This window comes from Streptomyces sp. 8N114 (genome assembly GCF_052245835.1).
GTDB lineage: Bacteria > Actinomycetota > Actinomycetes > Streptomycetales > Streptomycetaceae > Streptomyces.
In genome coordinates, this window is record NZ_JBQQBT010000025.1 from 1 (window position 1) to 25,308 (window position 25,308).

Genomic DNA, 25,308 nt, shown 5'->3' on the forward strand with positions numbered 1-25,308 from the left:
TCTGGGTTCCGCAGACCCCGGAGCAGCCCCCGTGAAGTCCCGTAAGGGACGACACCCGCGAAGGGCCTGCCGCTCCTACGCCACAGTCGCTACGCCACGGCCGTACACCGCGACGATCACGCCGGGACGATATTGACCAGCTTCGGCGCGCGGACGATCACCTTGCGCACCTCCGCACCGCCCAGCGACTTCACGATCACGGGCTCGGCCAGCGCCAGGGCCTCCAGCTCGGACTCGGAGACCGAGGGCGACACCTCCAGCCTGGCCTTGACCTTGCCCTTGACCTGTACGACGCAGGTCACGGCCTCGTCCACCAGGTAGGCCGGGTCGGCGACGGGGAAGTCCTCATAGACGACCGACTCCTCGTGGCCCAGCTTGCGCCACAGCTCCTCGGCGATGTGCGGAGCCAGCGGGGCGATCAGCAGCACCATGGTCTCGACCACGGAGCGGGGCACCTCGCGCAGCTTCGTGACGTGGTTGTTCAGCTCCGTGATCTTGGCGATCGCGGTGTTGAAACGCAGGCCGGCCATGTCCTGGGTGACGCCGTCGATCGCCTTGTGCACCGCACGCAGCGTGGCCTCGTCCGGCTCGGTGTCGACAACGGTGACCTCGCCCGTCGCCTCGTCCACGGCGTTGCGCCACAGCCGTTGCAGCAGCCGAAACTGACCCACGACCGCGCGGGTGTCCCAGGGACGGGAGACATCCAGCGGGCCCATGGCCATCTCGTACAGCCGCAGGGTGTCGGCGCCGTAGTCCGTGCAGATCTCGTCCGGGGTGACGGCGTTCTTCAGGGACTTGCCCATCTTGCCCAGCAGGCGGCTGACCTTCTCGCCCTGGTAGTAGTACGCGCCGTCACGCTCCTCCACCTCGGCGGCCGGTACGGCGATGCCGCGCGCGTCCCGGTAGACGTACGCCTGGATCATGCCCTGGTTGTACAGCTTGTGGAACGGCTCGCCGGAGGAGATGTGGCCCAGATCGTGCAGCACCTTCGACCAGAAACGCGCGTACAGCAGGTGCAGTACGGCGTGTTCGGCGCCGCCCACGTACAGGTCGACGCCGCCCTTCGGCTGCCCCTCCCGCGGGCCCATCCAATAGCGCTCGATCTCAGGGTCGACCAGCTTCTCGTCGTTCTGCGGATCCAGATAGCGCAGCTCGTACCAGCAGGAGCCCGCCCAGTTGGGCATGGTGTTGGTCTCCCGCCGGAAGCGGCGCGGGCCCTTGCCGTCGCCCAGATCCAGGGTGACGTTGGTCCACTCCTCGTTCCGGGACAGCGGGGTCTCCGGCGAGGTGTTCGCGTCGTCCGGGTCGAAGGTGCGCGGGGAGTAGTCCTCGACCTCCGGCAGCTCCAGCGGCAGCATCGACTCGGGCAGCGCGTGCGCGATGCCGTCCTCGTCGTAGACGATCGGGAACGGCTCGCCCCAGTAGCGCTGCCTGCTGAACAGCCAGTCGCGCAGCCGGTAGTTGACGGTTCCCTCGCCCAGCCCGTGCTCCTCCAGCCATCGCCGCATCCGCTCCTTGGCCTCGTGCACGCCCAGGCCGTCCAGGGAGATGTCGTGGTCGCTGGAGTTGACGATGGTCGCGTCGTACGAGCTGAACGCGTTCTCCCAGGTCGAAGTGTCCGTCCCGCGGCCGTCGGTGGGCTCGACGACACAGCGCACGGGCAGCTCGAAGGCGCGCGCGAACTCGAAGTCGCGCTGGTCGTGCGCGGGGACGGCCATGATCGCGCCGGTGCCGTAGCCCATCAGCACATAGTCGGCGATGAAGACCGGGACCTTCTCCTGGCTGACCGGGTTGGTGGCATAGACGCCGGTGAAGACACCGGTCTTGTCCTTGGCCTCCGCCTGGCGCTCCACGTCCGACTTGGCCTCCGCCTGCGCCCGGTACGCGGCGACGGCCTCGGCCGGTGTCGCGTGGCCGCCGGTCCACACCTGGTGGGTGTCCTCGGGCCAGGCTTCGGGGGCGAAGGACTCGACCAGCGGGTGCTCGGGCGCCAGCACCAGGTAGGTGGCGCCGAACAGGGTGTCCTGGCGGGTGGTGAAGACGTCGATCTGCGTGTCCCTCACGGGGAAGCTGATCCGGGCGCCCTCACTGCGGCCGATCCAGTTGCGCTGCTGCAGCTTGATCGCCTCGGGCCAGTCCAGGTCCTCCAGGTCGTCCACCAGGCGGTCGGCGTAGGCGGTGATCCGCATGTTCCACTGCCGCAGCTTGGCCTTGAAGACGGGGAAGTTGCCGCGCTCGGAGCGGCCGTCGGCGGTGACCTCCTCGTTGGCCAGTACGGTGCCCAGGCCGGGGCTCCAGTTGACCGGCGCGTCGGAGGCGTAGGCCAGCCGGTACTCGCCCAGCAGGTCGGCCCGCTCCCGCTCGCTCAGCTCGCCCCAGGCTCCCCAGCCCTCCGGCGTCTTACGGGCGCCCGAGGCGAACTGCTCGACCAGCTCCTCGATGGGGCGTGCCTTGCGCGCCTCGGTGTCGTACCAGGAGTTGAAGATCTGCAGGAAGATCCACTGGGTCCAGCGGTAGTACGAGGGATCGATCGTCGCGAACGACCTGCGCTGGTCGTGCCCCAGGCCCAGGCGGCGCAGCTGGGCCGTCATCTGGACGATGTTGGCCTCGGTCGAGCTACGCGGATGGGTGCCCGTCTGGACGGCGTACTGCTCGGCGGGCAGACCGAAGGCGTCGAAGCCCAGGGTGTGCAGCACGTTGTGCCCGGTCATCCGCGCATAGCGGGCGTAGACATCCGTGGCGATATAGCCCAGGGGATGCCCGACGTGCAGCCCCGCACCCGAGGGGTACGGGAACATGTCCATGATGAACTTCTTCGGCTTGGCAGCCTGCTCCGGGGCACCGCCCAGCGAGCCCTCGCCGGGGTTGGGCGCCTCGTAGGTGCCGTGCTTCTCCCAGAAGTCCTGCCAGCGTGCCTCGATGTCGGCGGCCAGGGCCGCCGTGTAGCGATAAGGGGCCGCGATCTCGGCGGCGGTGGTCGTCTCGCTCATCGTCCTCAAAGCTCCATCGGTCGTCTCTGCCCGGCTCTCCTGAAACGAAAAAACCCCTCGCACAGGAGGGGGAGCCGCGCCGATCCCGGTCCGCGGGAGAGGGACCGGTGCTGGTTCAGCGCGGCTCGCTAAGCAGAAGGCGTACGGCACGCATAGGGCACAGGGTACCGCACCCGCCGAACCCCCCGCCTGGAGACCACCTACAGCCCAAGCCGAGAGACCACCCCCAAACGAGAGGGCCGAACCCTCACACCGAGGGGCCGCTCCCCCACATCGAGGGGGCCACCCTCCAAAGGGGGTGTGGGTGGCGAAGCCCCCACAAGCGGCGAAGCCGCAAAAACAAAGGAAGCGAGGCGGCTACCTGCCATACGGCAGGAAGCACACCTCGCCTCTCGCTTCCGTGGAGCTAAGGAGAATCGAACTCCTGACCTCTTGCATGCCATGCAAGCGCTCTACCAACTGAGCTATAGCCCCAGATTTCTGGTCCGCCGGGGCTTCCCCGCGGCGGCTTCGCCAGCTTACACGGGGTACACCGCGTTCTGCCAAATCGCTTTCCGATATGCCCCGACCCGGGCCGAGTTGCGACCGGGCAGCTCCGCCCCGGCGATGCCGGGCGCCGGCCGGTCGATACTGTCGGCCCGTGAGCACGTTGTACCAGGCCGCCGAGAGCAAATGGTCATCGGCGCTCAGGGGATACCTTGGGCTCAAGGGATATCTGCTGCGTCGGCCGGTCACGCTGGCGACAGCCCTGTCCATGGTTTCCTTCGCCGCCTTCTGGGCCGCGCAGCGCACGGCGAACGTCTCGATGATCGACCTGATGGTCTACCGGGCCGAGGGCTGGACCGTGCGCAACGGTTACGACCTGTACTCGATGCGCGCCACCTACGCCGACCTGCCCGCCACCTATCCGCCCTTCGCCGCGCTGCTGTTCCTTCCGCTGACGCTGCTGGACGTGGCCGACATGCGCGGGGTGGCGACGTTCGCCAATCTCGGGCTGCTGGTGGTGCTCGTCCATCTGTCCCTGCGACTGCTGGGCCGCCCGCTGCACGTCCCGCGGGGCGCTGCGGCCCTGGGGATCGCCTCGTTCGTGGTGTGGTGCGAACCGGTGTGGACGACGCTGCGCTACGGGCAGATCAACCTGCTGCTGGCCGCACTGGTGCTCTGGGACCTGACCCGCCGCCCGGGGACCCGCTGGGCGGGGATAGGCATCGGCATCGCGGCGGGGATCAAGCTGACGCCCGCGCTGTTCGCCGTTTTCCTCGCACTGTGCGGACTGGTCCAGGGCTGGCGGCGGCTGCGGCACACAGGGCGCACAACAGCGCTGTGGAACCCGTGGCTGCGGCAGGCGACGGTCGCGACAGTGACGTTCCTGGGCACCGCCCTGCTGTCCGCAATTGTGCTGCCGCACGACTCCCGGCGCTTCTGGGGCTGGGCCCTCTTCCAGTCCGACCGGGTCGGGCGTACGGAGATCACCGACAACCAGTCGCTGAGCGGCGTGGCAGCGCGGCTGCTGCACACCGGCGACCCGGGCTGGCTGTGGATGGTGCTCGCCATCCTGGCGGCCGTGCTCGGCCTGGGCGTGGCCGTGGCAGCGGCTCTGGCGGGGCAGCGCGGGCTGCCGCACGGGACCGCCTGGGCCGCTGTCGCCTGTGCCGTGACCACACTGCTGATCAGTCCGATCTCCTGGTCGCACCACTGGGTGTGGTGCCTGCCGCTGTTGCTGCTGCTCGGCGCGGAGGCGCAGCGCCGCGGCAGTCGCCGCTGGCTGGCCGGGACACTGCTGACCGGCTTGGTGTTCTGCTCGTACGCGCTGTGGTGGGTCCCCCGGGACGCGGGCTCCTCCCATCCGCCCGAACTCCACCAGAACGGCGCCCAGATGCTGCTGTCGGCCTGTTATCCGCTCGCAGGGGCGGCGTTCCTTGTCGTCACGGCCGTGGTGACGAGGGACGCACTGCGCGGACGGGGCTGCCGGCGCGGCCCCGGAAGGAGGGAGACGGCAGCGGGGCCGGAGGCCGGAACGGTGACCCGGGCGGGGGCTCAGGCCGTCGCGAAGGAGTAGAAACGCTTCAGCGTGCAGTGGGCCTCCAGCAGGCGGCCGTAGATCGGCTCACCGTCCAGCTCCCGGTAGGTCTCGATCGGGTCGCCCTTTATGATCAGCGCCCGAGCGCAGTCCTCGCACCAGTACTGGTAGTCGCTGTTGACCGGCTCCATGTCACGGACGATCGGGGTGCCGCTGCCGCACCAGTCGCACTTCCTGCTGTGGGCGCCCATCCCTCACTCAGCTCCAGATGTGGCCGCAAGCCGTGCACACGTAGGACACTCCTCCATTGTCGCCGAGCACTTGAGCGACGTTCGCCGAACCGCAGGACGGGCACTGAAGGTTGCACGGAGCGCCCCGGGGGAGCTCCGTACGGGGCGGAGGCCACTCGGGCGCGGGCCCGGAGCCGTCCTCGTCGAGGACCGTCGCCGACATCGCACTCGTCCCTCCCCTTCCCCCTCGGCTCTCCCCCTTCCAGCCGTCACGATTCTGCCACGTTCCGGCGTCCGGCCTAAGGGCCGGTCAGCGATCCCCTGGCAATCCTCTTACCCGGCGCACCAGCCCGTTCAACGGCCCCGCCGCAGCACCGACGAGCGTTCCGGTCACCAGTGCCGCACAAGTGACGACAAGCGCGTGGGCCGAGGTGTCGGCGGACGGCGCCGTACCCTCCACCCGCTCCAGGAAGACGGCGCCGAACAGCGCCACCCCGCTCAGCAGTCCGAGCTGCGCGGTGGTCACCAGCAGGCCGCTGGCGTCGGCGGCTTCGCTCTGCCGCACGCTCGACAGCGTGCGCGACAGTACGGGGTTGTAGGCGAGGGACATCCCGATGCCGCTGACGGCCTGGCAGACGTAGAGCCATGCAGCGCCGTCGCCACCGTCCGACAGGAGCACCCCCAGCCACCCGAACGAGGCCGCGGCGGTCAGGAACCCGGCGGCCGACAGCCGCGGGTGCCATGACTGCGGGAGGCGCCGCCAGTTCGTACCGACCAAGGCGAACATCACGGCCGTCGGGACCATCGAGAACCCGGCCGACAGTGCGCTCTTCCCCAGCCCGCTCTGCAGGTGCAGCATCAGCACCAGGACGAATCCGGCGTTGACTGCCATCATCCAGAAGATCCGTACGACCGCCAGTGGTACGCCCGGCGCCCGCAGCACCAGCGGCGAGATCAGCGGCCTGCCGCCGCGCCGGGCCAGCTGTATCTCGTAGCGCGCGAAGGCCGGAACGAGAGCGGCGCACAGGGCCAGGGAGAGCCATCCCCACAGCGGCCAGCCCTGCTCCCGTCCGAGCACCACGGGGACGGTGAACAGCAGCAGCACCGCGCCGAGCAGCGCCAGCCCCGGCAGATCCAGCGCGCGCCGCTCCTCGGTGCCGCCCCTGGCCTCACCGCGTACGCCCATCAGCCAGGGCGCGAGGGCGAGCAGGGCGATGCCCACCGGGACGTTGATCAGGAAGACCGGGCGCCACCCCCAGCCGAACAGGTCGGCGCTCACCAGCACTCCGCCGAGCAGCTGCCCCGCCGCCGCACCGACGCCGAGCACGGCCGCGTAGGCACCCAGCGCGCGGGTGCGGGCGAGCCCGGTGAAAGTGCGCTGGATCAGGCTGAGCACCTGCGGCAGCATCGCTGCGCCGCCCGCGCCCTGCACCAGCCGGAAGGCGATCAGCTGGCCGGTGCCCGTCGCCAGTCCGCAGGCCAGCGAGGCGACGGTGAAGAGGGCGAGGCCGGCCAGGAACACCCGGCTGTGGCCCAGCAGGGCCCCCAGCCGCGCCCCGGTGATCAGCAGCACCGCGTAGGCGATGGTGTAACCCGCGATCACCAGTTGGAGCCCGGCGCCCGAGGCGTGCAGGTCCGCGCGCAGGTCGGGGGCGGCGACGTTGACGATGAAGGTGTCCAGCAGCGCCATGAACTGGCCGGTGAGCACGATCGCCAGCAGCCACCCGGGATGCGGGCCGCGACGTGCGGTGCCGGGTCCACTGTCAGTGGCGTGCTCTTTACTGAGAATACGGTCGTCGGGAATCCGGCGCTCGGAGGCGGTACTTGTCGCCGGGACCGAAGTCCGCGCGGCCGGAGCCGGAGAAGCGGAAGACGAAGGAGCGAAGGTCATGCACCGAGCCTGGCCGGGTCGGGCCGAAGATCACGAGAGCCCCGCGATGCTGGTACTGACAGCACCTGGCAGCCGGTTCACGCTGCCACGACGATGGGGGATGTGACAGTCATCGCCGAGACAGGAACGGAGCCACGAGCGGCGGGCCCCGCCGCCGGAACGTCGCGTTCGGCAGCCCGGCGCCGCCGGTCCGAGCTGGCCGCTTTTCTGCGTGGCCGTCGCGCCCGGGTCTCCCCCGCCGACGTCGGGATGCCCGCAGGCCCTCGCCGCCGCACCCCGGGGCTGCGCCGCGAGGAGGTCGCCCAGCTCTCCGGCGTGGGTGTGACCTGGTACACGTGGCTGGAGCAGGGCCGGCCAATCAACGCGAGCGCACAGGTACTGGACGCGGTGGCCCGCACGCTGGGCCTGGACGAGGCCGAGCGCGAGCATCTGTACCACCTGGCGGAGGTGCCCCACCCACCGTCCCCGGAGCGGATCGCCGAGACCGTCGAGCCGGAGGTCCACCGCATCCTCGGCGCGATGGACCCGATGCCCGCCGTGGTCTACAACGGCCGGTACGACGTGCTGGCCGCCAACGGCGGCTATCGGAGCCTCTTCCCGGTCCTCGATCTGGTGGGCCAGCCCGAACGCAACGTGCTCTGGCAGCAGTTCGTGACGATGCCGCCCTGCTGCTGCCCGATCCTCAACCGCGAGGCGGAGCTGTCGCTGATGGTGGCGACGCTGCGCGGTACGTACGGCCGACACGTCGGTGAGGCTCCCTGGGAGCAGTTCATCAGCCGCATGTGCGAGGCGAGCGAGGAGTTCACGCAGCTGTGGCGCAGCGGGGATGTGGCCCCGCCCGGAGCGCGGATCAAGCTGGTGCGGCACGCCTCGGTCGGTCAGCTGCGGCTCAGCTCGACATCGCTCCAGATCAGCGGTGCGGCCGAGACGCGGATCGTGGCCTATGTGCCGCACGACGATGAGACGGAGAAGCTGCTCGCGCGGCTGCGTACGACAGAAGACCCCATGATCGGCTGCCCGGAGCACGCCCAGCCGCTGTCGCGCATACGCGAGCGACTACTGCACGCGAGCCGACGGAAGACGAAGGAGCTGTGCACGATGGGCCTGGACGTGGACGTGGACTGAACGCCGGGAGCGCCCCCGCCCCCGGGCGCACACAGGCACACAGACACACAGGCACACAGCAAAAATCCCGCCCTCCGTGGCGGAGGACGGGATCCGAGAGGTCCGTGTGGAGCTAAGGAGAATCGAACTCCTGACCTCTTGCATGCCATGCAAGCGCTCTACCAACTGAGCTATAGCCCCGAGGACCGGCGCCGGAGCGCCGAGAACGAGATGCAGCTTAGCGGGTGGCCAGACCGAATGAGAAATCCGGCTTCCCGCCACCACCCTTCGACCGCCCAGCGGCCGCCCGTGGGCGTCCTCAGTCGTCGTCGCCGAGCACCGGCTCGGGCAGGCTGCCCGCGTTGTGCTCCAGCAGCCGCCAGCCGCGCACCGTCTCGCCCAGGACGGACCAGCTGCAATTGGACAGCCCGCCCAGCGCCTCCCAGGTGCCCGGCGGCAGCCCGATGAGCTGCCCGATGGTGGTGCGGATGGTGCCGCCGTGGCTGACGACGACGAGCGTGCCGCCGTCCGGCAGCTTGTCCACGCCGCGCTCGACCACGGGCGCAGCCCGCTCGGCGACCTCCGTCTCCAGCTCGCCGCCACCCCGACGCACTGGCTCGCCCCGCTTCCAGGCGGCGTACTGCTCGCCGAAGCGGGCGACGATCTCCTCGTGGGTGAGGCCCTGCCAGTCGCCCGCGTACGTCTCCCGCAGGCCCTCGTCGTGCGTGACGTCGAGCCCGGTCAGCGCGGCCAGCTCGGCGGCCGTGGCGGCGGTGCGCCTCAGGTCGGAGGCGAGGATCGCGTCCGGACGCAGTGCGGCCAGCAGCCGCGCCGCGCGCCGCGCCTGGTCGAGACCGGCGTCGGTGAGCGGGATGTCCGTCGAGCCCTGGAAGCGGCGCTCGAGGTTCCACGCCGTCTGGCCGTGCCGCCACAGAACGATCTTGCGGTTCCGTACCGCCCCCGTGCCGTTCAGCGCAGCTCTCCGTCCAGTTCGTCCACCGGCTCGGGGACCTGCTCGTCACCTGCCGCCGCCGCGTTCGCGTGCTCGGCGGCCTTGCCGCGGGTCGCCTTGGCGTCCTCGGGCAGCTCCAGCTCCGGGCAGTCCTTCCACAGCCGCTCCAGAGCGTAGAAGACACGCTCCTCGCTGTGCTGGACGTGGACGACGATGTCGACGTAGTCGAGGAGCACCCAGCGGCCGTCACGCTCGCCCTCGCGGCGGGCCGGCTTGGCGCCCAGTTCCTTGTTCAGCCGCTCCTCGATCTCGTCGACGATGCCCTTGACCTGCCGGTCGTTGGGCGCCGAGGCAAGCAGGAAGGCGTCGGTGATGGCGAGCACGTCGCTGACGTCGTAGGCGACGATGTCGTGCGCGAGCTTGTCGGCCGCCGCCTGGGCGGCGGTGTTGATCAGCTCGAGAGAACGGTCCGTGGCGGTCACAGGCAAGGCTTTCGGGTCGGAAACATCTCGTGTTCCAGGGTCTCACGGCCGCGCGACCGGATTTCAGCCTTGTCGGCGCGGCCGTCCCTCGTCGGGCCGTCCTCGTCGCAGCCAGGCCCGGCCCACGGAGCCGGCTCGGCGGCTCAGCCCCGGTAGTCGGCTCCCAGCAGGACCGTGACGTCCGCGTTGGCGGCGCCCCTGGCCTTGCGGACCGCGCTGCCGGGCAGCCCCAGCGTCTTGGCGATCTCCTGCGCCTTGGCCTTCTGCCCGGCCTCGGCATAGGCCACCAGCGACCTGGTGCGGGTGGTGCCCGTGCCGCCCTTGACGACGGTGTAGCCGCCGTTGACCAGCGCGGCGGAGGCGGCGTTGTCCAGGCCGCGCTTGCCGGTGGCGTTCTTCAGGCTCACCCGGGGCGCCGCGTCGGGGTCGGAGTTCTTGACGCTGCCGCCGAGCACCTTCTTGACGACCTCGTCGCTGACCTGCGAACTGAGCGTTCCGTCGGCCCGTACGGGCAGGGTCCGGGTGCTGTAGTTGCTCTGCTTTGCGTGGTTCGCCAGCTTGGCCAGCGAGGCGCCCAGCTGGGCCTCGGAGAGCGAGGGGTCGGGGATCTGGCCGAGGGACTCGACGGTCTTGGTGACCGCTCCCGGGTCGCTGGAAAGCTTTTTGAGCACCGCCTGCATGACCTGCCCGAACCGGGCGAGCTGCTTGGTCTGGAGCTCGCCCTGGGCCCGGTACGTGGCGTAGGCGACGGCGGCCCGGCCGTCCAGACCCTGGTTGCTGCCCCGCTTGACCTGCGGCTCTTGGCCCCTCTTCGTGCCGGGCACGGTGGTGTCGGTGTCCACGGCGATACCGCCGACGAGCTCGACGAGGTTCTCCAGATACGGGGTGTCCAGCCGCCAGGTGCCCTTGATACCGGAGCCGAGCAGGGTGTTCAGGGAGTCGCGCGTGGGCCCGGCGCCCTCGTCCTCCACGGACTTGCCGAGCGTGGTCGTCCTGCCGTCCTCCGTGGAGACGGCCAGCGAGTTCGGCAGCAGCACGGTGGAGCCCTCGCCCGCGCCCTCGTTGTCCACGAGCAGCGCCGTGGAGCTGACGCCGCCCCGCTCGCGCAGGTGCACCACGACGACGTCCCGGTGCGCGCCGGCCGCGGCGCCGCCCTTGCCCTGGCCGTCGCCGGTGCCCGGCAGCATGCCCGCGTACCAGAGGTAGCCCACGCCGCCCGCCAGCAGCAGCGCGAGGACGACGACGAGCGCGACGACGCGGTTGCGGCCCTTGCGCTTGGCCTCCTCGCGGCGCTCGGTGCGGCTCTCGGTGAATTTGAGCCAGTCGATGACGTCCTCGGAGTCGTCGCTGGTCTCCTCGACGAACGAGAACTGCTCGGTGCGGTAGTCGCCCGCCGGACCGGAGGAGGGCGAGGAGGGCTTCGCCGACTGCTCGTCATGCTGCTGACCGTACGGCTGCCGGCCGTACAGCTCGGGCTGCTCCTGCTGCGGCGGCTGTGCCTGGGTGGGCACCCAGTCGGATTGCTGCTGCACCGGCTGCTGCGTCTGCGGCTCGGTGTACTGGGCGGCCTGCTGCTGCGGCTGCGGGGCCTGCTGCTGCGCGTACGGGTCGTAAGCGTCGTAGTAGCCGCCCTGTTGCGCGCCCTGCTGCGTTCCATAGCCCGAGCCCGCATACGGGTCGTACGACGGGTACGCGTCCCCTCCGGCCTGTGCGGCCGGTGCGGCCTGTCCGCCGTCGTACGGATCAGGGCCGGGGCCCTCCTGCTGCGCTTCCTGTCGGCGGTATACGGGCCTGCCGTACTCGTCGTAGCCGATGATCTCGGGCTGCCGGCCGTACGGGTCGTATCCGTAGCCGTCGCTCACGCTCGCGGGTCCCCCTCCGTGCCGCCCCCGTCCTGCCGGTACAGCGCACGCTTGTTGATGTACCGCACGACGCCGTCAGGGACCAGGTACCAGACCGGATCCCCGCGTTCCACCCGGGCACGGCAGTCCGTGGAGGAGATGGCCAGCGCGGGGACCTCCACCAGGGAGACGCCGCCCTGCGGCAGCCCCGGGTCGGCCAGCGCGTGCCCGGGGCGGGTGACGCCGATGAAGTGGGCCAGCGAGAACAGCTCTTCGGTGTTGCGCCAGCTCAGGATCTGCGACAGGGCGTCGGCGCCCGTGATGAAGAACAGGTCCGTGTCCGGATTGGCCTCGGCGAGCTCGCGCAGCGTATCGATCGTGTACGTCTTGCCACCGCGGTCGATGTCGATCCGGCTGACCGAGAACTGCGGATTCGACGCCGTCGCGATCACCGTCATCAGATAGCGGTCCTCGGCCGGCGAGACCTGCCGGTGGCTCTTCTGCCACGGCTGCCCGGCCGGCACGAACACCACCTCGTCGAGGTGGAAGCGTGCCGCCACCTCGCTCGCGGCCACCAGGTGACCATGGTGGATGGGGTCGAAGGTCCCACCCATCACGCCGAGCCGCCGCTTACCGGTCCCGGGCACTATGTCCTCTCCCATGCGGGACGACTTTACGCTCAGCGATTCCGCTCGGGCTCAGCGATCCCGGTTGAAGCGGGTGGTGATCCACAGCAGCAGGAACAGCGCGAGCAGCGCACCCCCGCCGGTCACATACGGGTTCAGGCTCTCGTGCTGACCGCTCTCGCCGTGCTCGCCCCCCGAGGCGAGGGTCAGCAGGGCGTCATGTGCGGTGCTGGGCAGAGTCATCGTCGCGGAACCTATCCCGTGAGGCGCGGACAGTGGCTGCGCCGTACCCGTGCCGCACGCCGGTGAACACACCGGTGCGGCGCGGAACTGCGCAGCCACATCGTAAGCGGGGACGCTTCGGCGCCTCACCCCGACTCTTCCGGGACTGTTCCGGACGCAACGGGAAGGCCCCGCTCCGCGTCCCACCCTTTAGTGTGGACAGCCCAGTCGAAGAGGGGGAAGCACCATGACAGACGGCACAGGCGGCACGGAGCGCCTGCCCGGCCGCGAGAGGCGGCGCTTTGAGGGGATCTCGTCGCGCGCGTACGAGCACCCGACCGACCGCTCGGCCCTGGTCGCGCTGCGCAAGCTGAGCGGGTTCGACACCGCGGTCAAGGCACTGAGCGGTCTGCTGCCGGAGCGCAGCATGCGACTGCTCTTCCTCTCCGACTCGGTGCGGGTCAGCGACCAGCAGTTCGCCCATCTCAACGCGATGCTGCGGGACTCCTGTTACATCCTGGATCTGGAGAAGATCCCGCCGATGTACGTCACCCAGGATCCGAAGCCGAACGCGATGTGCGTGGGCATGGACGAGCCGATCATCGTCCTCACCACCGGCTTGGTCGAGCTCCTGGACGAGGAAGAGATGCGGGCTGTGGTCGGCCACGAGGTCGGGCACGCCCTCTCCGGCCACGCGGTCTACCGGACGATACTGCTGTTCCTTTCCAACCTGGCGTTCAAGGTCGCCTGGATCCCGCTGGGGAACGTCGCGGTCATGGCGCTGGTGACCGCGCTGCGCGAGTGGTTCCGCAAGTCGGAGCTGTCGGCCGACCGCGCCGGGCTGCTGGTGGGCCAGGACCTCCAGGCGTCGATGCGCGGGCTGATGAAGCTGGCGGGCGGCAACCACCTGCACGAGATGAACGTCGACGCCTTCCTGGCGCAGGCCGAGGAGTACGAGGCGGGCGGCGATCTGCGCGACTCCGTGCTGAAGATCATGAATGTGCTGCCGCGCTCCCACCCCTTCACCACCGTGCGCGCCGCGGAGCTGAAGAAGTGGGCGGCCAGCCGCGACTACCAGCGGATCATGGACGGCCACTACCCCAAGCGCGCGGACGACAAGGACACCTCGGTCCGGGACTCCTTCAAGGAGTCGGCGAACCACTACTCCGAGTCGGTGCGCAACAGCAAGGACCCGCTGATGGGCTTCGTCCGCGACCTGGCGGGCGGCGTCGGTGACGTCGGCGGCAGGCTGCGCGACACCTTCACGGGCCGCGGCGCCTCCGGCGGCGGCCAGGACGGCACGAACGGGCACGCTAACGGCTCGGACGGGAAGGATGGTCCGGGCTCGGCTGAGCGTTAGACGCCAGCAGCCCGCACATCGAGGCGGTGGACCGGCCCCGCGCGTAGGGGTCGGTCCCCGCCTTTCCCGCGTCTTTGGCCCGCTCGCCCGCCAGCAGCGGTGTCAGCGCGTCGGCGGGGTCCTCACCGCAGTTCATCGGCCCGGCGCGCATGGCGACCTGCCGCACGTTGACCTGGTGGTCGCGCAGGTCCTCGCGCTCCAAACGGAAGCGCACCTGGCGGCGTACGGAGAACAGGGAAGCGCCCTTGTGCACGTCCTCGCCCCTGCCCGCCTTTTCGCCCCTGCCCGGGTTCTTCCCCGCGCTCTTGCCCCCGTCGGCCGGGCGTACGGCATAGACGAAGACGTGGTCCGCGGTGACCTCCAGCCCGTCGCCGACCTCCTGCACCGTGAGGGTGCCGTCGACCCGCACCTTGGTGCTGGCCAGGGCCGCCTTGCCGCGGTCGAGGCGGACCATCCAGGCCGTGGCACCGTGCCGTCCGTCGTTACGGGGTTGCTCGACGCTCTGGTCGAACTGGCGCTGCTGGTGGGGGTTGAGCAGTACGCGCACCGGACGCACCGCGCCGCCGGTGAGCACGTCCGGGTCGAGCGAGCTCTCCACCACGTAGTCCTTGGCCACGGTGAGGGCGGACAGCACCTGGCTCTCGGAGAAGTGGTCGCTGCTCCGAACGGGTGGCAGTGCCACTCCGTCGGCCCCCGTCGCGAACCGGGCGGCGGGGCTGTTCGCGAACAGGTCCGCCGGGGTGCTGCCCGGGACGGGTTCGGTGGGTGCCAGCGGCAGCACTTCGCTGTGCAGCGGCTCGGCGCCGGTCCGCGTGGGGGACCGGTACGGGTTCCGTATGCCCATGTAGATGGCGGTGCCGAAGGCGAGGGCGATCAGCAGCACCAGGATCAGCCCCTGCCGGGAGAGGCCCAGGGCCGTCCTGCCGCTGCGCTCGGCCTCGGGGCGGGCGCGGACCGCGGCGTGCTCCTCGTCCTGGAGCCGCTCCTGCGCCGAGAACTCCTGGAGCCGGGCAGCCTTGATGAACGACTCGTCGAACACCAGGGATCGGTATTCGTCGTCGCCGCCGTTGGGACCGCCGTCGGGCGTCCCGTCAGGAGGATCCACTCGCCCGCCCATAACAACAGGGTAGGACCGACCGGGCGGACGCGAACGGCGCGGCCCCGGCCAACTTGCGGAAACCTGCAGGTCCTGTTCCACTCCTCGACCATGCCGCGATCGGCCACCGGGCGGGCTCGGCGGACTCTGGCGGGCTCGGCCACCGGGTGCGGGCTCAGCCGCCGGGCGGTTCGGCGGAGACGCTCGGCAGGGCGCCCGGCCCGCTGGGGTCCACGCCGGTGGTGGCGGGGGGCGGCGAAGGGTGCTGTCGCTGGCCGGAGGTGCCCCGATAGACGGCCGAGAAGGCGAGCGCCACCATGCCGATCCCCATCACCACGGCCAGCACCCAGGCGACGGGCCGCTGCCAGCTGCGGTGGCCGCGGTAGGGGCGCTGGCCCCGGCCGTGCGGCGCGTAACGGCCGTAGCCGTACGGGTATCCGAAGTCGGCGCCGTGCTCGTAGGCAGGGTCCAGCTCCGGGGGAAAGCCCTCGGAACCGTCGTACTCCGTGCGGTAGTCGGAGCGGTCGAAGCGGCCCTCGTCGTCGTCCGGGTCTTCGTCGAAGGCGTCGTCCGCGTCGGCGAACTCGTCGTGCGTGAACTCGCCCTCGCCGCGCGGATAGCCGAAGCCGTCCTCCGCGGACCGGAGGTTCTCGTTCTCCGTGTGCTCCGCGTGCGACTGGGCGGAGGCGAGTATCCGTTCGGCCGCGCTCGGCTCGTGGACCTCGGCGGCGCGTACGAAGTCCTCGTCGAGTACCACGGAGGCGAACTCGTCGTCCGCCGCCCCGTGGTCGCGGTACTCGGGCTCCTCGCCGTCCGGGAACGGCCTGCCCCCCACGTCGTCCGGCACGCGATCCAGCGTAGACCTGTGCGGTCGATTTGGGCAGGGCCGGAGGGAGGCGGGAGGAAAATCGGTACGGTCAGTTCCGGATGTGACCGTCCCCGGTGACCACGTACTTCGTGGAGGTCAGCTCCGGCAGGCCCATGGGACCCCGCGCGTGCAGCTTCTGCGTGGAGATCCCGATCTCGGCGCCGAAGCCGAACTGGGCGCCGTCCGTGAACCGGGTGGAGGCGTTCACCATGACGGCTGCGGAGTCCACCAGCGTCGTGAAGCGGCGGGCCGCGGCGGTGTCGGCGGTGACGATCGCCTCGGTGTGCCCGGAGGACCAGGCGCGGATGTGCTCGACGGCGGCATCCAGCGAGGGCACCACGGCCGCCGCGATGTCGTACGACAGATACTCGCTCGCCCAGTCCTCGTCGGTGGCCGGCAGCACGGTCCGTCCGGAGGCGCCGGCCGCCGTCTGCCAGGCGTTGTCGCCGTGCACGGTGACGCCGGCCTCGGCGAGCGCTTCGAGGGCGCGCGGCAGGAAGGCGTCGGCGATCCCCGCGTGCACCAGCACGGTCTCGGCGGCGTTGCAGACGCTGGGGCGCTGGGCCTTCGAGTTGACGAGGATGGCGAGCGCGGTGTCGATGTCGGCGCGCTTGTCCACGTAAACGTGGCAGTTGCCGGTGCCGGTCTCGATGACGGGGACGGTGGACTGCTCCACCACGGTCTTGATCAGCGAGGCGCCACCGCGCGGGATCAGCACGTCCACCAGGCCCCGGGCGCGCATCAGCTCGGTGACGCTCTCCCGGCTCTCGCCGGGCACCAACTGCACCGCGTCGGCGGGGAGTCCGGCCTCGGCGACCGCGTCGCGGAGCACGGCGACCAGCGCCGTGTTGGAGTTGTGCGCGGAGGACGAGCCGCGCAGCAGCACGGCGTTGCCGGATTTGAGGCAGAGGCAGAGCGCGGCGGCGTCGACGGTGACGTTCGGACGGGCCTCGTAGATGATCCCGACGACGCCGAGCGGGACCCGCACCTGGCGCAGCTCGAGGCCGTTGGGCAGCGTCGAGCCGCGCTGCACCTCGCCCACCGGGTCGGGCAGCGCGATCACATCGCGAACGTCGGAGGCGATGGCCGCGACCCGCTCGGGGGTCAGCGTGAGCCGGTCCACAACGGACTCCGCCGTGCTGGCGGCGCGCGCCTTGGCGACGTCGTCGGCGTTGGCGGCGACGATCTCGTCCGTCCTGGCCGTGAGCGCCCCGGCGATGGCCAGCAGCGCGGCGTCACGGGTGGTGCGGGGGGCCGGGGCGAGGTCGGCTGCCGCTGTCCGCGCGCGGCGGGCCGCCTGACGGACGGGGGTGTCCGGGGTCTCGGATGCGCTCATGGCGCGATGGTAGCCGGGGCACGCGGCGGACCGCCCCGGCGTCTCAGAACGGGCCGCTCAGAACGGGTGCACCCCCACCGGGCTGGCGGGCGGCGGGCCGTAACCCTCGGCGACCCGCTGGTGATAGGTCTCGCGGCCGATCACTTCCAGCCCCACGATCTCCCAGGGCGGCAGCTTGGCCGAGGAACGGTGCTCGCCCCACAGCCGCAGCGCCACGGCAGCGGCGTCGTGCAGGTCGCGGGCCTCCTCCCAGTACCGGATCTCCGCATGATCGTTGGCGTAGCGGCTGGTCAGCAGGAACGGATGGTCATGGGCGAGCTGTTCGAGGGCGCGCCGTACGTCGGCCAGCGGCGCCTCCGGCCCTGCGACGCTGAGCGTGATGTGCCAGAGCCGGGAGCCGACTCGTGTCTCGGGCTGGGGAGAAGACGCCATATCGACGCTGGCCAGTCGTCTCACCGGTGGCCTCCTGGAGTGGTGCTGGTGCTGCTGCGCTGGTGTCGGTGGGTAGCTGGTGCTGTGGTGTTCCGCGGGGTGGTGCTGTGGTGTCCGTGAAGGTTGGTGCTGTGGTGTCGCTCTGTGTCCGTGGGACTGCTCTGTGACTGTGGGTACCACTGAGGGAACGGTGCGTGCACGTGCGGGTGCACGTGCCGCTCGCATCGCCCGCGTCAAAGTTGACCAGTCCGGGAGCGCGTGCGGGGCCGTTTTACGGAAGGTGTCCGTGGAAAGGCTGGACTTTTTCCGGTACTGCAACCGTCCGCCCGAATCGGAAGCGCAGCAGACAGCAGCGATCAGCCGAGCATCGGACAGCACCGGTCGGCCGCGCGGCGGACGCACCGCTCAGGACCGCAGCAGCACCAGGTCGTCGCGGTGGACGACCTCGCGCTCGTAGGCCGGGCCCAGCTCCCTGGCCAGCTCGTACGTGGTGCGGCCGAGCAGCCGCGGCAGCTCCTTGGCGTCGAAGTTCACCAGCCCGCGCGCCACGGCCCGCCCCCTGGTGTCCCGCAGTTCCACCGGGTCACCCGCGGAGAAGTCGCCCTCCACCCCGGCGATACCGGCGGGCAGCAACGAGGTACGGCGGTCCACGACGGCGCGGACGGCGCCCTCGTCCAGCGTGAGCGCCCCGGTGGGTGTGGAGGCGTGCGCGAGCCACAGCAGGCGCCCCGCCGCGCGGCGGCCGGTCGGATGGAAGTACGTACCGGTCTCGCGGCCCGCCAGCGCATCGGCGGCGTGCACGGCGGAGGTCAGCACCACGGGCACGCCGGCGCCCGCCGCGATACCCGCCGCCTCCACCTTGGTGACCATGCCGCCGGTGCCGACACCCGCGCTGCCCGCGCTGCCGATGTCGATGCCCTCAAGGTCGGCGGGGCCGTGCACCTGGGCGATGCGGCGGGTGCCGGGGGTGGCGGGGTTGCCGTCGTAGAGGCCGTCCACGTCGGAGAGGAGGACCAGCAGGTCGGCCCGGACGAGATGGGCGACCAGCGCGGCGAGCCGGTCGTTGTCGCCGAAGCGGATCTCGTCGGTGGCCACCGTGTCGTTCTCGTTGACGACCGGCACCGCACCCATGGCCAGCAGCTGGTCCAGGGTGCGGTAGGCGTTCCGGTAGTGCGCGCGGCGGCTGGTGTCGTCCGAGGTCAGCAGCACCTGGCCGACGCGGCGGCCGTAGCGTGCGAAGGAAGCCGTGTAGCGGGCCACCAGCAGCCCCTGGCCGACGCTCGCGGCGGCCTGCTGGCGGGCCAGATCGCGGGGGCGCTTGGCCAGACCCAGCGGCGCCAGCCCGGCGGCGATGGCGCCGGAGGAGACCAGCACTATCTCCCGGCCGGGAAGTCCGGCGGGCTCACCCTCAGGGCTCCCGGCGTCGACGTGCTTGGCCAGTACGTCGACGAGGGCGTCCACCCGGTCGGCGTCCAGTCCGCCCGCTGCTGTGGTCAGCGAGGAGGAGCCGACCTTGACGACGACGCGGCGTGCCTCCCGCACGGCCCGGCGAGCCGCCCGCTCACTCTCCGTGGCGCTCGCAGGGCCCTGATGGCCGTCCCCCGTGACGCCCGCCACGCGCCCTGTTCCGCTGTCTCCTGTCACGCCCGCCCGTATCCCTCGCGCCTGTGCCGCCGCGGCGGTCCATGGGGCGCCGCTGTGCGCCCATGGCCGTGACCCGCCGTGCTCTCTCCTTCGCAATCTACGTCAGCGCTGCTCCGGGACGCTCATCCGTTTCGCGCAATGGACGCGTGCGGATGGTTACCTTTGACCAGGTAAGCCCGCATCTTGGCCCGGCGAAGATTGTCACTTGACCCGCGGGCGTCATACGGTCGGTGGTCGACCCTGGCCACCGCCACCGGCCACCCCTCAGCCCGTTCCCGTCGACCCTCGATCTCCATGCCAGGAGCCCAGCCCGTGCCCTCTGCCGGACTCTCCACACGACGCGCCGTGCAGCTCGCGGCCCTGCTCGCGCTCGCGGTGTTCTACACCGTGCAGCTCGCGGGTGCGCTGCTGCCGAACGTGCCCGTCTTCGTCGCCGCCTCGCTGGCGGGACTCGCCCTCGACCTGTACCTGACGCACAAGCAGCCGGGACTGCTGGCGCTGCTCGGGAAGGTCCGTTTCGACGTCACCACGCGCCAGCTGCTGCGCGACATGCTGGTCGTCATCGGCCTGGTGCGCATTCCCGAGGTCCCGCCGGACATCGAGCGCCCGCTCACCCTGCTGCTGCTGGCCGCGTACGCCGCGCACTTCCTGTGCCAGGCGGTGGCCCAGCTGGTGCGCCGCACCCGCACGCTGCCGGTCGTCACCCGCAACATCGACACCTCGGCACTGAACCTCGCCGACGCGCCCTCCCGGCTGCTGGCCCGCCAGCCCAGCCGCAGGCTGCTGCGCTTCTCGATCCCGGGCACCGTGGGCCTGATGCTCAGCGCGAGCCTGTCGGTCCAGGAGTGGGGCCTCATCGGCGTGAGCTGCACCCTGCTGCTGTCGCTGAGCAGCGCCTTCTACCTGGCCACCTGGCTGCTGCCGAAGAACCGCTCCAGGAGTGAGCAGGCCGTGCTGGCGTGGCTGGATCAGTGGCTGGAGCAGTACAAGCCCACCGTCGGCATGTACTTCTCCGGCGGTGCGTCCTCCGCCTATCAGGCGAACATGTGGCTGGGCACCCTCGCCCAGCTGGACGGACGCCCGCTGATCGTGCTGCGTGAGCGGTTCATGGTGCAGAAGATCGACGCCACCGACATTCCGATCGTCTGCATCCCCAAGGTCGCCCATCTGATGCGACTGGAGCACTCCACGCTCAAGGTGCTGCTGCACCCGGCGAACTCCGGCAAGACGTCCCAGGTGTTGCGCATCCCCACCCTCAAGCACGCCTTCATCAACCACGGCGAGTCCGACAAGCTCTCCTCCTGCAACCCCTACGCCAAGGCGTACGACCAGGTGTGGGTCGCCGGTGAGGCGGCCCGCGAGCGCTACCAGCTCGCCGAGGTCGGAGTGGACGACAAGGACGTGGTCGAGGTCGGCCGCCCGCAGCTGAGCCCCATCCAGCACGCCGACGAGCGCGCGGCGGCGTCCCGGAGCGAGTACACGACAGTGCTGTACGCGCCCACCTGGGAGGGCTGGGACGGCAACCCGGGCAACACCTCGGTGCCGCTGGCCGGCGAGAACATCGTCAAGGCGCTGCTGGCGGACCCGAAGGTGCGGCTGCTGTACAAGCCGCACCCGATGACCGGCTCGGTCGACCCCCGCGCGGGCGCCGCCGACCAGCGCATCCGCGCCCTGATCACGGAGGCCAACACGGCCCGCGGCGACGCCCGGCGCAATCCGGAAGCCGTCGCCGAGCTGGAGCGCCGCACGGCGGAGCTGGACCAGGTCTCCACCTCCGCGTTCCGCCGCAGCGCGGACGAGATGGAGCGGATGAAGATCCAGGGCACGCCCGAGGAGGGCAACGCCGATCGGGTGCGGGCCGCCACCGAGGCGTGGGAGGCGGCCTACTGGGCGTCCTTCCCGGAGTGGGAGCACCAGATCATCACCGGCCCGCGGCCGGCGATCTTCAGCTGCTTCAACCAGGCCGACCTGCTGATCTCGGACGTCTCCTCCGTCGTCTCCGACTACCTCAGCAGCGAGAAGCCGTACGCGGTCGCCAACACCAGCGGTATGACCGAGGACGAGTTCCGCGGCACCTTCCCGACCGTACGGGCCGGCACGGTGCTCACGCCCGACGCGGGGCAGATTCCCGCGCTGCTGGAGTCGGTGCGCCACCCGGAGAAGGACAATCTGGTGCGGGCCCGCCAGGAGCTCAAGACGCATCTGCTGGGCCCCTCCGACCCGCCCTCGCTCGCCCGCTTCAACGCCGCGGCACTGGAGCTGGCGGTTGAGGCCGAGGCCCGGAACGAGCGCGTCGCGCAGCGTACGACCGAGATCCCCGGCCAGCGGGAAGCGGAGGAAGCCGCCGAGGAAGCCGAGATGGAGGCGCCGAGCACCGCGGACCCGGAGGACGCGGTATCGACATGAGGCACTGACGCCGGTCGCCGACCTGCGCGGCCGGCGCTGCGCCACACCGCCACTCGTTCGCCGGGCCACTCGTTCGTGCGACGCGTACGGCATACACCGGCGCGCAGGAGCGCGGAACGGTGCGGGGCCCCGGGAGGAGTTCACCTCTCGGGGCCCTTTCGTATGCCTGCGTCACATCAGGTTCCACCCGCCCCAGGCCGTTACGTAATGCCCTGAAAGCCGGGCATCGCGTCCCTACGCTCGCTGACGACCCGGCATGCACGTTTGCCGGGTTCCGCACCATCAGCCAGGAGGGCATGCACGTGACACGCCTGAGAACCGCCGCAACACCGCTTGCTCTGCTCCTGGTGGCAGGGCTCCACCTCGCCGCCCCCTCCCCCGCCGCAGCCGCCGCTACCGGCATCGGTCCCGGCACCGGCCCCGTCTTCAACCGGCCCAACGGCACCGCCGCCCAGCAGCGCACCATCCGCAGCGACCTGCTGGCCCGCATCAAGGCCGCAGCGCCCCGCTCCACGATCAAGGTCGCCCTCTACCACTTCTGGGACGCCGAGGTGGCCCGCGCGCTCGCCAAGGCGCACACCTCCGCCAAGCGCCGCGTACACGTCCGGGTGATGCTGGACAAGTCCAGCGTGACCGCGATGCCCTCCAGCAGCTCCTACACGATCCTCCGCAAGGCGCTCGGCACCAACCGGGCGAAACGGTCCTTCGTCGGGCTCTGCCCGAAGGGGAAGTCCTGCCTGGGCAACCCGCGTTCGGGCGCTTCCATCGCGCACAACAAGTTCTGGCTCTTCTCCCGTACCGGCGGTTTACGGAACGTCGTGGTGCAGACGTCCTCGAACCTGTCCACCGGCAGCTACACCAAGTTCTGGAACGACGCGATGGTCGTCTCCCATGCCCCCACCCACGCGGCCTACAGCCGCTACTTCGACAAGGTCGCCGCGGCCGACTGGCGTGCCTGGCGCTACACCCGCTCACGCGCCTCGCGGTACACGGGCTACTTCTTCCCGCGGCCGAACGACCGCGACACCGTGCGCGGCATCCTCGACCACGTCACCTGCCGCTGGAAGGACGCGCGCGGCAGCCACCGCACCAGAGTGCGGCTGGCCATGTTCAAGTTCACCCGGCAGGGCGTCGCCGAGAAGCTCACCGCACTGCAACGGCAGGGCTGCGCCGTCGACATCGTCTACGCCGAGACCGACAGCAAGGACAGCACCGGCTCACCCGGCACCTGGGAGGCCCTGCACGCACGCGGCGGCCCGGCCGTACGGTGCCTGCACTACGACGACGACGCCAACCACAACACCTCACGCCAAGTCATCCACTCCAAGACCCTGATGATCTCCGGCCGCTACGCAGGCACCCCGGACAAGCTGGTGTGGACCGGCAGCCACAACTACTCGGGCCCGGCCCTCACCAGGAACGACGAAGCGCTGTTGAAGATCGACAACTCCGCCGTCCACGACACCTACGTACGCCGCTTCCGCCTCGTACGCGACTCCGCCTTCCCCGGCCTCACCGACAACACCCCCAGCTGCAAGGGAGTGAGCCCACAACCGGAGGACTGACGTCAGCCGGCTCGGAAACGCCGTCCGATCGTCCGGCGGTTGCCGCGGCCCCTCACTCGAACGGGTCGAAGTCCTCGTACTCGCCCAGGACTTCGTCGCGCTCGGCCTCGCGGTCGCGGCGGCGCTGGGCTGCGGGGCGGGGGGCTTCCATGCGGTGGTCCTCGCCGCGGCGGCCGAGCATTTCGGCGCCGGTGACCATGGTGGGCTCCCAGTCGAAGACGACGGCGTTGTCCTCGTCGCCGATGGCGACGCCGTCGCCCTCGCGGGCGCCCGCCTTCAGCAGCTCCTCCTCGACACCGAGGCGCGCGAGGCGGTCGGCGAGGTAGCCGACGGCCTCGTCGTTGTTGAAGTCGGTCTGCCGCACCCAGCGTTCGGGCTTCTCGCCGCGCACCCGGAAGAAGCCCTCCTCGATGCGGGTCACCGTGAAGCCCGCGTCGTCGACGGCCTTGGGCCGGATGACGATGCGGGTGGACTCCTGCGCGGGGCGTGCGGCGCGCGCCTCGTCCACCAGGCCCGCCAGCGCGTACGACAGTTCCTTGAGGCCCTGTCGGGAGACGGCGGAGACCTCGAAGACGGGCATGCCGCGCTGCTCAAGGTCGGGCCGGATGATGTCGGCCAGGTCCTTGCCCTCGGGGATGTCCGTCTTGTTGAGGACGACGACGCGCGGCCGGTCCTCCAGACCCCCGTAGCGGGCCAGCTCGGCCTCGATCACATCCAGGTCGGAGACGGGGTCGCGGTCGGTCTCCAGCGTGGCGCAGTCCAGTACGTGGACCAGCACGGAGCAGCGCTCGACGTGCCGCAGGAACTCCAGCCCGAGCCCCTTGCCCTCGCTGGCACCAGGGATCAGCCCTGGCACGTCGGCGATGGTGTAGACAGAGCCCCCGGCGGTGACCACGCCCAGGTTGGGCACCAGCGTGGTGAAGGGGTAATCGGCAATCTTCGGCTTGGCCGCCGAGAGCACCGAGATCAGCGAGGACTTGCCCGCACTCGGGTAGCCGACGAGCGCGACGTCCGCGACGGTCTTCAGCTCCAGGACGACGTCCCGCGCCTCGCCGGGCTCGCCCAGCAGCGCGAAGCCGGGCGCCTTGCGCCGCGCGGAGGCCAGCGCCGCGTTGCCGAGCCCGCCGCGCCCGCCGCGGCCCGCGACGAAGGTGGTGCCGGCACCGACCATGTCGGCCAGCACCTCACCCCGCTTGTCGAGGACGACGGTGCCGTCCGGTACCGGCAGCACCAGGTCCTTGCCCTCCTGCCCGGACCGGTGCCCGCCCTCGCCGGGCCGACCGTTGGTGGCCTTGCGGTGCGGGCTGTGGTGATAGTCGAGCAGCGTCGTCACATCCGGGTCGACGACGAAGATCACGTCGCCGCCGCGCCCGCCGTTGCCGCCGTCGGGCCCACCGAGGGGCTTGAACTTCTCCCGGTGCACGGAGGCGCAGCCGTGCCCACCGTTACCCGCGGCGACATGCAGCTCGACGCGGTCCACGAAGGTGGTCATAGGGATGTGCCTCCAAGGCGTGCTGGGGGGTGTACTACGCGCGTACTACGCGCCGAGGGCGGACCCGCTTCCCGTACGTACGCATACGCCGTACGTACGGGAGAAGGAGGTCCGCCCTCGGATGTGGAGAGTGTGTCGTCCGGTGGCTTGCTCAGCCGGCCGGGACGATGTTCACGACCTTGCGGCCGCGGTGGGTGCCGAACTGCACCGCACCCGCGTCCAGCGCGAACAGGGTGTCGTCGCCGCCGCGGCCGACGCCCTTGCCCGGGTGGAAGTGGGTACCGCGCTGGCGGACCAGGATCTCACCCGCGTTGACGACCTGACCGCCGAAGCGCTTCACGCCGAGATACTGCGGGTTGGAGTCGCGACCGTTCCGGGTGGACGATGCGCCCTTCTTGTGTGCCATCTCTCCTCAGTCCTTACTTCTTGGCCGGAGCGGGGATGTCGGTGACCTTCAGCGCGGTGTGCAGCTGGCGGTGGCCGATGCGCTTCTTGTACCCGGTCTTGTTCTTGTACTTCTGGATCCGGATCTTGTCGCCCTTGTGGTGGTCCACCACCTCGGCCTGGACCTTCACGCCCGCCAGGACCCAGGGGTCGCTGGTGACCGCTTCCCCGTCGACGACGAGCAGGGTCGAGAGCTCGACGGTGTCGCCGACCTTGCTTTCGGAAATACGGTCAACCTCGATGACGTCGCCCACAGAGACCCTCTGCTGGCGCCCGCCGGTGCGCACGATCGCGTACACGCGGAACT

At 70.7% G+C, this 25,308-nt stretch carries 22 protein-coding genes and 2 tRNA genes; 5 read left to right on the forward strand and 19 right to left on the reverse strand.

Going from position 1 to position 25,308, the window contains the following annotated elements:
* Positions 1-116 precede the first annotated feature (116 nt).
* Both leuS and ACTWQF_RS31175 read right to left on the reverse strand, forming a co-directional pair.
* Complete coding sequence (gene leuS, locus ACTWQF_RS31170; protein ID WP_443283089.1) at positions 117-2,990, reverse strand: leucine--tRNA ligase; 2,874 nt, start codon at positions 2,988-2,990, stop codon at positions 117-119.
* Positions 2,991-3,391: 401 nt separating this feature from the next.
* Positions 3,392-3,464, reverse strand: a tRNA-Ala gene (locus ACTWQF_RS31175).
* Positions 3,465-3,744: 280 nt separating this feature from the next.
* On the opposite strand from ACTWQF_RS31175, the gene ACTWQF_RS31180 reads away from it, so the two are divergent.
* On the forward strand, positions 3,745-5,049 hold the full coding sequence (locus ACTWQF_RS31180) for a glycosyltransferase 87 family protein (RefSeq protein WP_443283146.1): 1,305 nt from the start codon (positions 3,745-3,747) through the stop codon (positions 5,047-5,049).
* Here ACTWQF_RS31180 and ACTWQF_RS31185 read toward each other — a convergent pair.
* The 3 genes from ACTWQF_RS31185 to ACTWQF_RS31195 form a co-directional block, all read right to left on the reverse strand.
* Positions 5,028-5,261 (reverse strand): hypothetical protein, encoded by a 234-nt coding sequence (locus tag ACTWQF_RS31185; RefSeq protein WP_209241049.1) that lies wholly within the window; start codon positions 5,259-5,261, stop codon positions 5,028-5,030. The genes ACTWQF_RS31180 and ACTWQF_RS31185 overlap by 22 nt on opposite strands.
* A 7-nt stretch (positions 5,262-5,268) precedes the next feature.
* On the reverse strand, positions 5,269-5,463 hold the full coding sequence (locus tag ACTWQF_RS31190) for a hypothetical protein (RefSeq protein WP_443283090.1): 195 nt from the start codon (positions 5,461-5,463) through the stop codon (positions 5,269-5,271).
* Positions 5,464-5,550: 87 nt separating this feature from the next.
* Positions 5,551-7,131, reverse strand: a complete 1,581-nt coding sequence (locus ACTWQF_RS31195; protein WP_443283091.1) for an MFS transporter — start codon at positions 7,129-7,131, stop codon at positions 5,551-5,553.
* 93 nt (positions 7,132-7,224) lie between these two features.
* Here ACTWQF_RS31195 and ACTWQF_RS31200 point away from each other — a divergent pair, with 93 nt between their 5' ends.
* Positions 7,225-8,256, forward strand: coding sequence for a helix-turn-helix transcriptional regulator (locus ACTWQF_RS31200; protein ID WP_443283092.1), 1,032 nt, complete (start codon positions 7,225-7,227; stop codon positions 8,254-8,256).
* A gap of 107 nt (positions 8,257-8,363) precedes the next feature.
* Here the strand turns inward: ACTWQF_RS31200 and ACTWQF_RS31205 are convergent.
* The 6 genes from ACTWQF_RS31205 to ACTWQF_RS31230 all read right to left on the reverse strand — a co-directional run bounded on the left by ACTWQF_RS31205 (position 8,364) and on the right by ACTWQF_RS31230 (position 12,379).
* Positions 8,364-8,436, reverse strand: a tRNA-Ala gene (locus ACTWQF_RS31205).
* A gap of 118 nt (positions 8,437-8,554) precedes the next feature.
* Entirely contained in the window at positions 8,555-9,208 is a 654-nt protein-coding gene (locus ACTWQF_RS31210) for a histidine phosphatase family protein (RefSeq protein WP_443283147.1), read from the reverse strand.
* On the reverse strand, positions 9,205-9,669 hold the full coding sequence (gene rsfS, locus ACTWQF_RS31215; protein ID WP_443283093.1) for a ribosome silencing factor: 465 nt from the start codon (positions 9,667-9,669) through the stop codon (positions 9,205-9,207). Before rsfS ends, ACTWQF_RS31210 begins: the two co-directional genes overlap by 4 nt.
* Before the next feature lie 143 nt (positions 9,670-9,812).
* Complete coding sequence (locus ACTWQF_RS31220) at positions 9,813-11,531, reverse strand: LCP family protein (RefSeq protein ID WP_443283094.1); 1,719 nt, start codon at positions 11,529-11,531, stop codon at positions 9,813-9,815.
* Positions 11,528-12,172, reverse strand: a complete 645-nt coding sequence (gene nadD / locus ACTWQF_RS31225) for a nicotinate-nucleotide adenylyltransferase (RefSeq protein ID WP_443283095.1) — start codon at positions 12,170-12,172, stop codon at positions 11,528-11,530. The genes ACTWQF_RS31220 and nadD overlap by 4 nt, the downstream gene beginning before the upstream one ends.
* 36 nt (positions 12,173-12,208) lie before the next feature.
* Entirely contained in the window at positions 12,209-12,379 is a 171-nt protein-coding gene (locus ACTWQF_RS31230) for a hypothetical protein (RefSeq protein WP_443283096.1), read from the reverse strand.
* A gap of 226 nt (positions 12,380-12,605) precedes the next feature.
* On the opposite strand from ACTWQF_RS31230, the gene ACTWQF_RS31235 reads away from it, so the two are divergent.
* Positions 12,606-13,718: a M48 family metallopeptidase gene (locus ACTWQF_RS31235; RefSeq protein WP_443283097.1), complete on the forward strand. Its 1,113-nt coding sequence runs from the start codon at positions 12,606-12,608 to the stop codon at positions 13,716-13,718.
* Here the strand turns inward: ACTWQF_RS31235 and ACTWQF_RS31240 are convergent.
* From ACTWQF_RS31240 to proB, 5 genes are all read right to left on the reverse strand, one after another.
* Complete coding sequence (locus ACTWQF_RS31240; RefSeq protein WP_443283098.1) at positions 13,672-14,835, reverse strand: SCO2583 family membrane protein; 1,164 nt, start codon at positions 14,833-14,835, stop codon at positions 13,672-13,674. The genes ACTWQF_RS31235 and ACTWQF_RS31240 overlap by 47 nt on opposite strands.
* A gap of 154 nt (positions 14,836-14,989) precedes the next feature.
* Positions 14,990-15,661: an SCO2584 family spore wall biosynthesis protein gene (locus tag ACTWQF_RS31245; RefSeq protein WP_443283099.1), complete on the reverse strand. Its 672-nt coding sequence runs from the start codon at positions 15,659-15,661 to the stop codon at positions 14,990-14,992.
* Between the two features lie 70 nt (positions 15,662-15,731).
* Entirely contained in the window at positions 15,732-17,018 is a 1,287-nt protein-coding gene (locus ACTWQF_RS31250; protein WP_443283100.1) for a glutamate-5-semialdehyde dehydrogenase, read from the reverse strand.
* Between the two features lie 57 nt (positions 17,019-17,075).
* Entirely contained in the window at positions 17,076-17,450 is a 375-nt protein-coding gene (locus tag ACTWQF_RS31255; protein WP_443283148.1) for a hypothetical protein, read from the reverse strand.
* Between the two features lie 405 nt (positions 17,451-17,855).
* Positions 17,856-18,992, reverse strand: coding sequence for a glutamate 5-kinase (gene proB, locus ACTWQF_RS31260; RefSeq protein ID WP_443283149.1), 1,137 nt, complete (start codon positions 18,990-18,992; stop codon positions 17,856-17,858).
* Between the two features lie 414 nt (positions 18,993-19,406).
* On the opposite strand from proB, the gene ACTWQF_RS31265 reads away from it, so the two are divergent.
* On the forward strand, positions 19,407-21,500 hold the full coding sequence (locus tag ACTWQF_RS31265; protein WP_443283101.1) for a hypothetical protein: 2,094 nt from the start codon (positions 19,407-19,409) through the stop codon (positions 21,498-21,500).
* 296 nt (positions 21,501-21,796) lie between these two features.
* Positions 21,797-23,065 carry a phospholipase D-like domain-containing protein gene (locus ACTWQF_RS31270; protein WP_443283102.1) on the forward strand — a complete coding sequence of 423 codons (1,269 nt, stop codon included), beginning with the start codon at positions 21,797-21,799 and terminating at the stop codon, positions 23,063-23,065.
* Between the two features lie 52 nt (positions 23,066-23,117).
* Here ACTWQF_RS31270 and obgE read toward each other — a convergent pair whose 3' ends face one another.
* The 3 genes from obgE to rplU form a co-directional block, all read right to left on the reverse strand.
* Positions 23,118-24,557, reverse strand: a complete 1,440-nt coding sequence (obgE, locus tag ACTWQF_RS31275; RefSeq protein ID WP_443283103.1) for a GTPase ObgE — start codon at positions 24,555-24,557, stop codon at positions 23,118-23,120.
* A gap of 151 nt (positions 24,558-24,708) precedes the next feature.
* Positions 24,709-24,963 (reverse strand): 50S ribosomal protein L27, encoded by a 255-nt coding sequence (gene rpmA / locus ACTWQF_RS31280; RefSeq protein WP_443283104.1) that lies wholly within the window; start codon positions 24,961-24,963, stop codon positions 24,709-24,711.
* 13 nt (positions 24,964-24,976) lie between these two features.
* Complete coding sequence (gene rplU / locus ACTWQF_RS31285; protein WP_443283105.1) at positions 24,977-25,300, reverse strand: 50S ribosomal protein L21; 324 nt, start codon at positions 25,298-25,300, stop codon at positions 24,977-24,979.
* Positions 25,301-25,308: the final 8 nt, after the last annotated feature.

Coding starts and splice junctions, on each gene's coding strand:
- ACTWQF_RS31180 (WP_443283146.1), top strand. CDS start 3,745: ATGGTTTCCTTCGCCGCCTTCTGGGCCGCGCAGCGCACGGCGAACGTC.
- ACTWQF_RS31240 (WP_443283098.1), bottom strand. CDS start 14,835: ATGGGCGGGCGAGTGGATCCTCCTGACGGGACGCCCGACGGCGGTCCC.
- ACTWQF_RS31230 (WP_443283096.1), bottom strand. CDS start 12,379: ATGACTCTGCCCAGCACCGCACATGACGCCCTGCTGACCCTCGCCTCG.
- obgE (WP_443283103.1), bottom strand. CDS start 24,557: ATGACCACCTTCGTGGACCGCGTCGAGCTGCATGTCGCCGCGGGTAAC.
- ACTWQF_RS31235 (WP_443283097.1), top strand. CDS start 12,606: ATGACAGACGGCACAGGCGGCACGGAGCGCCTGCCCGGCCGCGAGAGG.
- ACTWQF_RS31255 (WP_443283148.1), bottom strand. CDS start 17,450: ATGGCGTCTTCTCCCCAGCCCGAGACACGAGTCGGCTCCCGGCTCTGG.
- nadD (WP_443283095.1), bottom strand. CDS start 12,172: ATGGGAGAGGACATAGTGCCCGGGACCGGTAAGCGGCGGCTCGGCGTG.
- ACTWQF_RS31200 (WP_443283092.1), top strand. CDS start 7,225: ATGGGGGATGTGACAGTCATCGCCGAGACAGGAACGGAGCCACGAGCG.
- ACTWQF_RS31185 (WP_209241049.1), bottom strand. CDS start 5,261: ATGGGCGCCCACAGCAGGAAGTGCGACTGGTGCGGCAGCGGCACCCCG.
- ACTWQF_RS31195 (WP_443283091.1), bottom strand. CDS start 7,131: ATGACCTTCGCTCCTTCGTCTTCCGCTTCTCCGGCTCCGGCCGCGCGG.
- ACTWQF_RS31270 (WP_443283102.1), top strand. CDS start 21,797: ATGCACGTGACACGCCTGAGAACCGCCGCAACACCGCTTGCTCTGCTC.
- leuS (WP_443283089.1), bottom strand. CDS start 2,990: ATGAGCGAGACGACCACCGCCGCCGAGATCGCGGCCCCTTATCGCTAC.
- rpmA (WP_443283104.1), bottom strand. CDS start 24,963: ATGGCACACAAGAAGGGCGCATCGTCCACCCGGAACGGTCGCGACTCC.
- ACTWQF_RS31190 (WP_443283090.1), bottom strand. CDS start 5,463: ATGTCGGCGACGGTCCTCGACGAGGACGGCTCCGGGCCCGCGCCCGAG.
- ACTWQF_RS31250 (WP_443283100.1), bottom strand. CDS start 17,018: ATGAGCGCATCCGAGACCCCGGACACCCCCGTCCGTCAGGCGGCCCGC.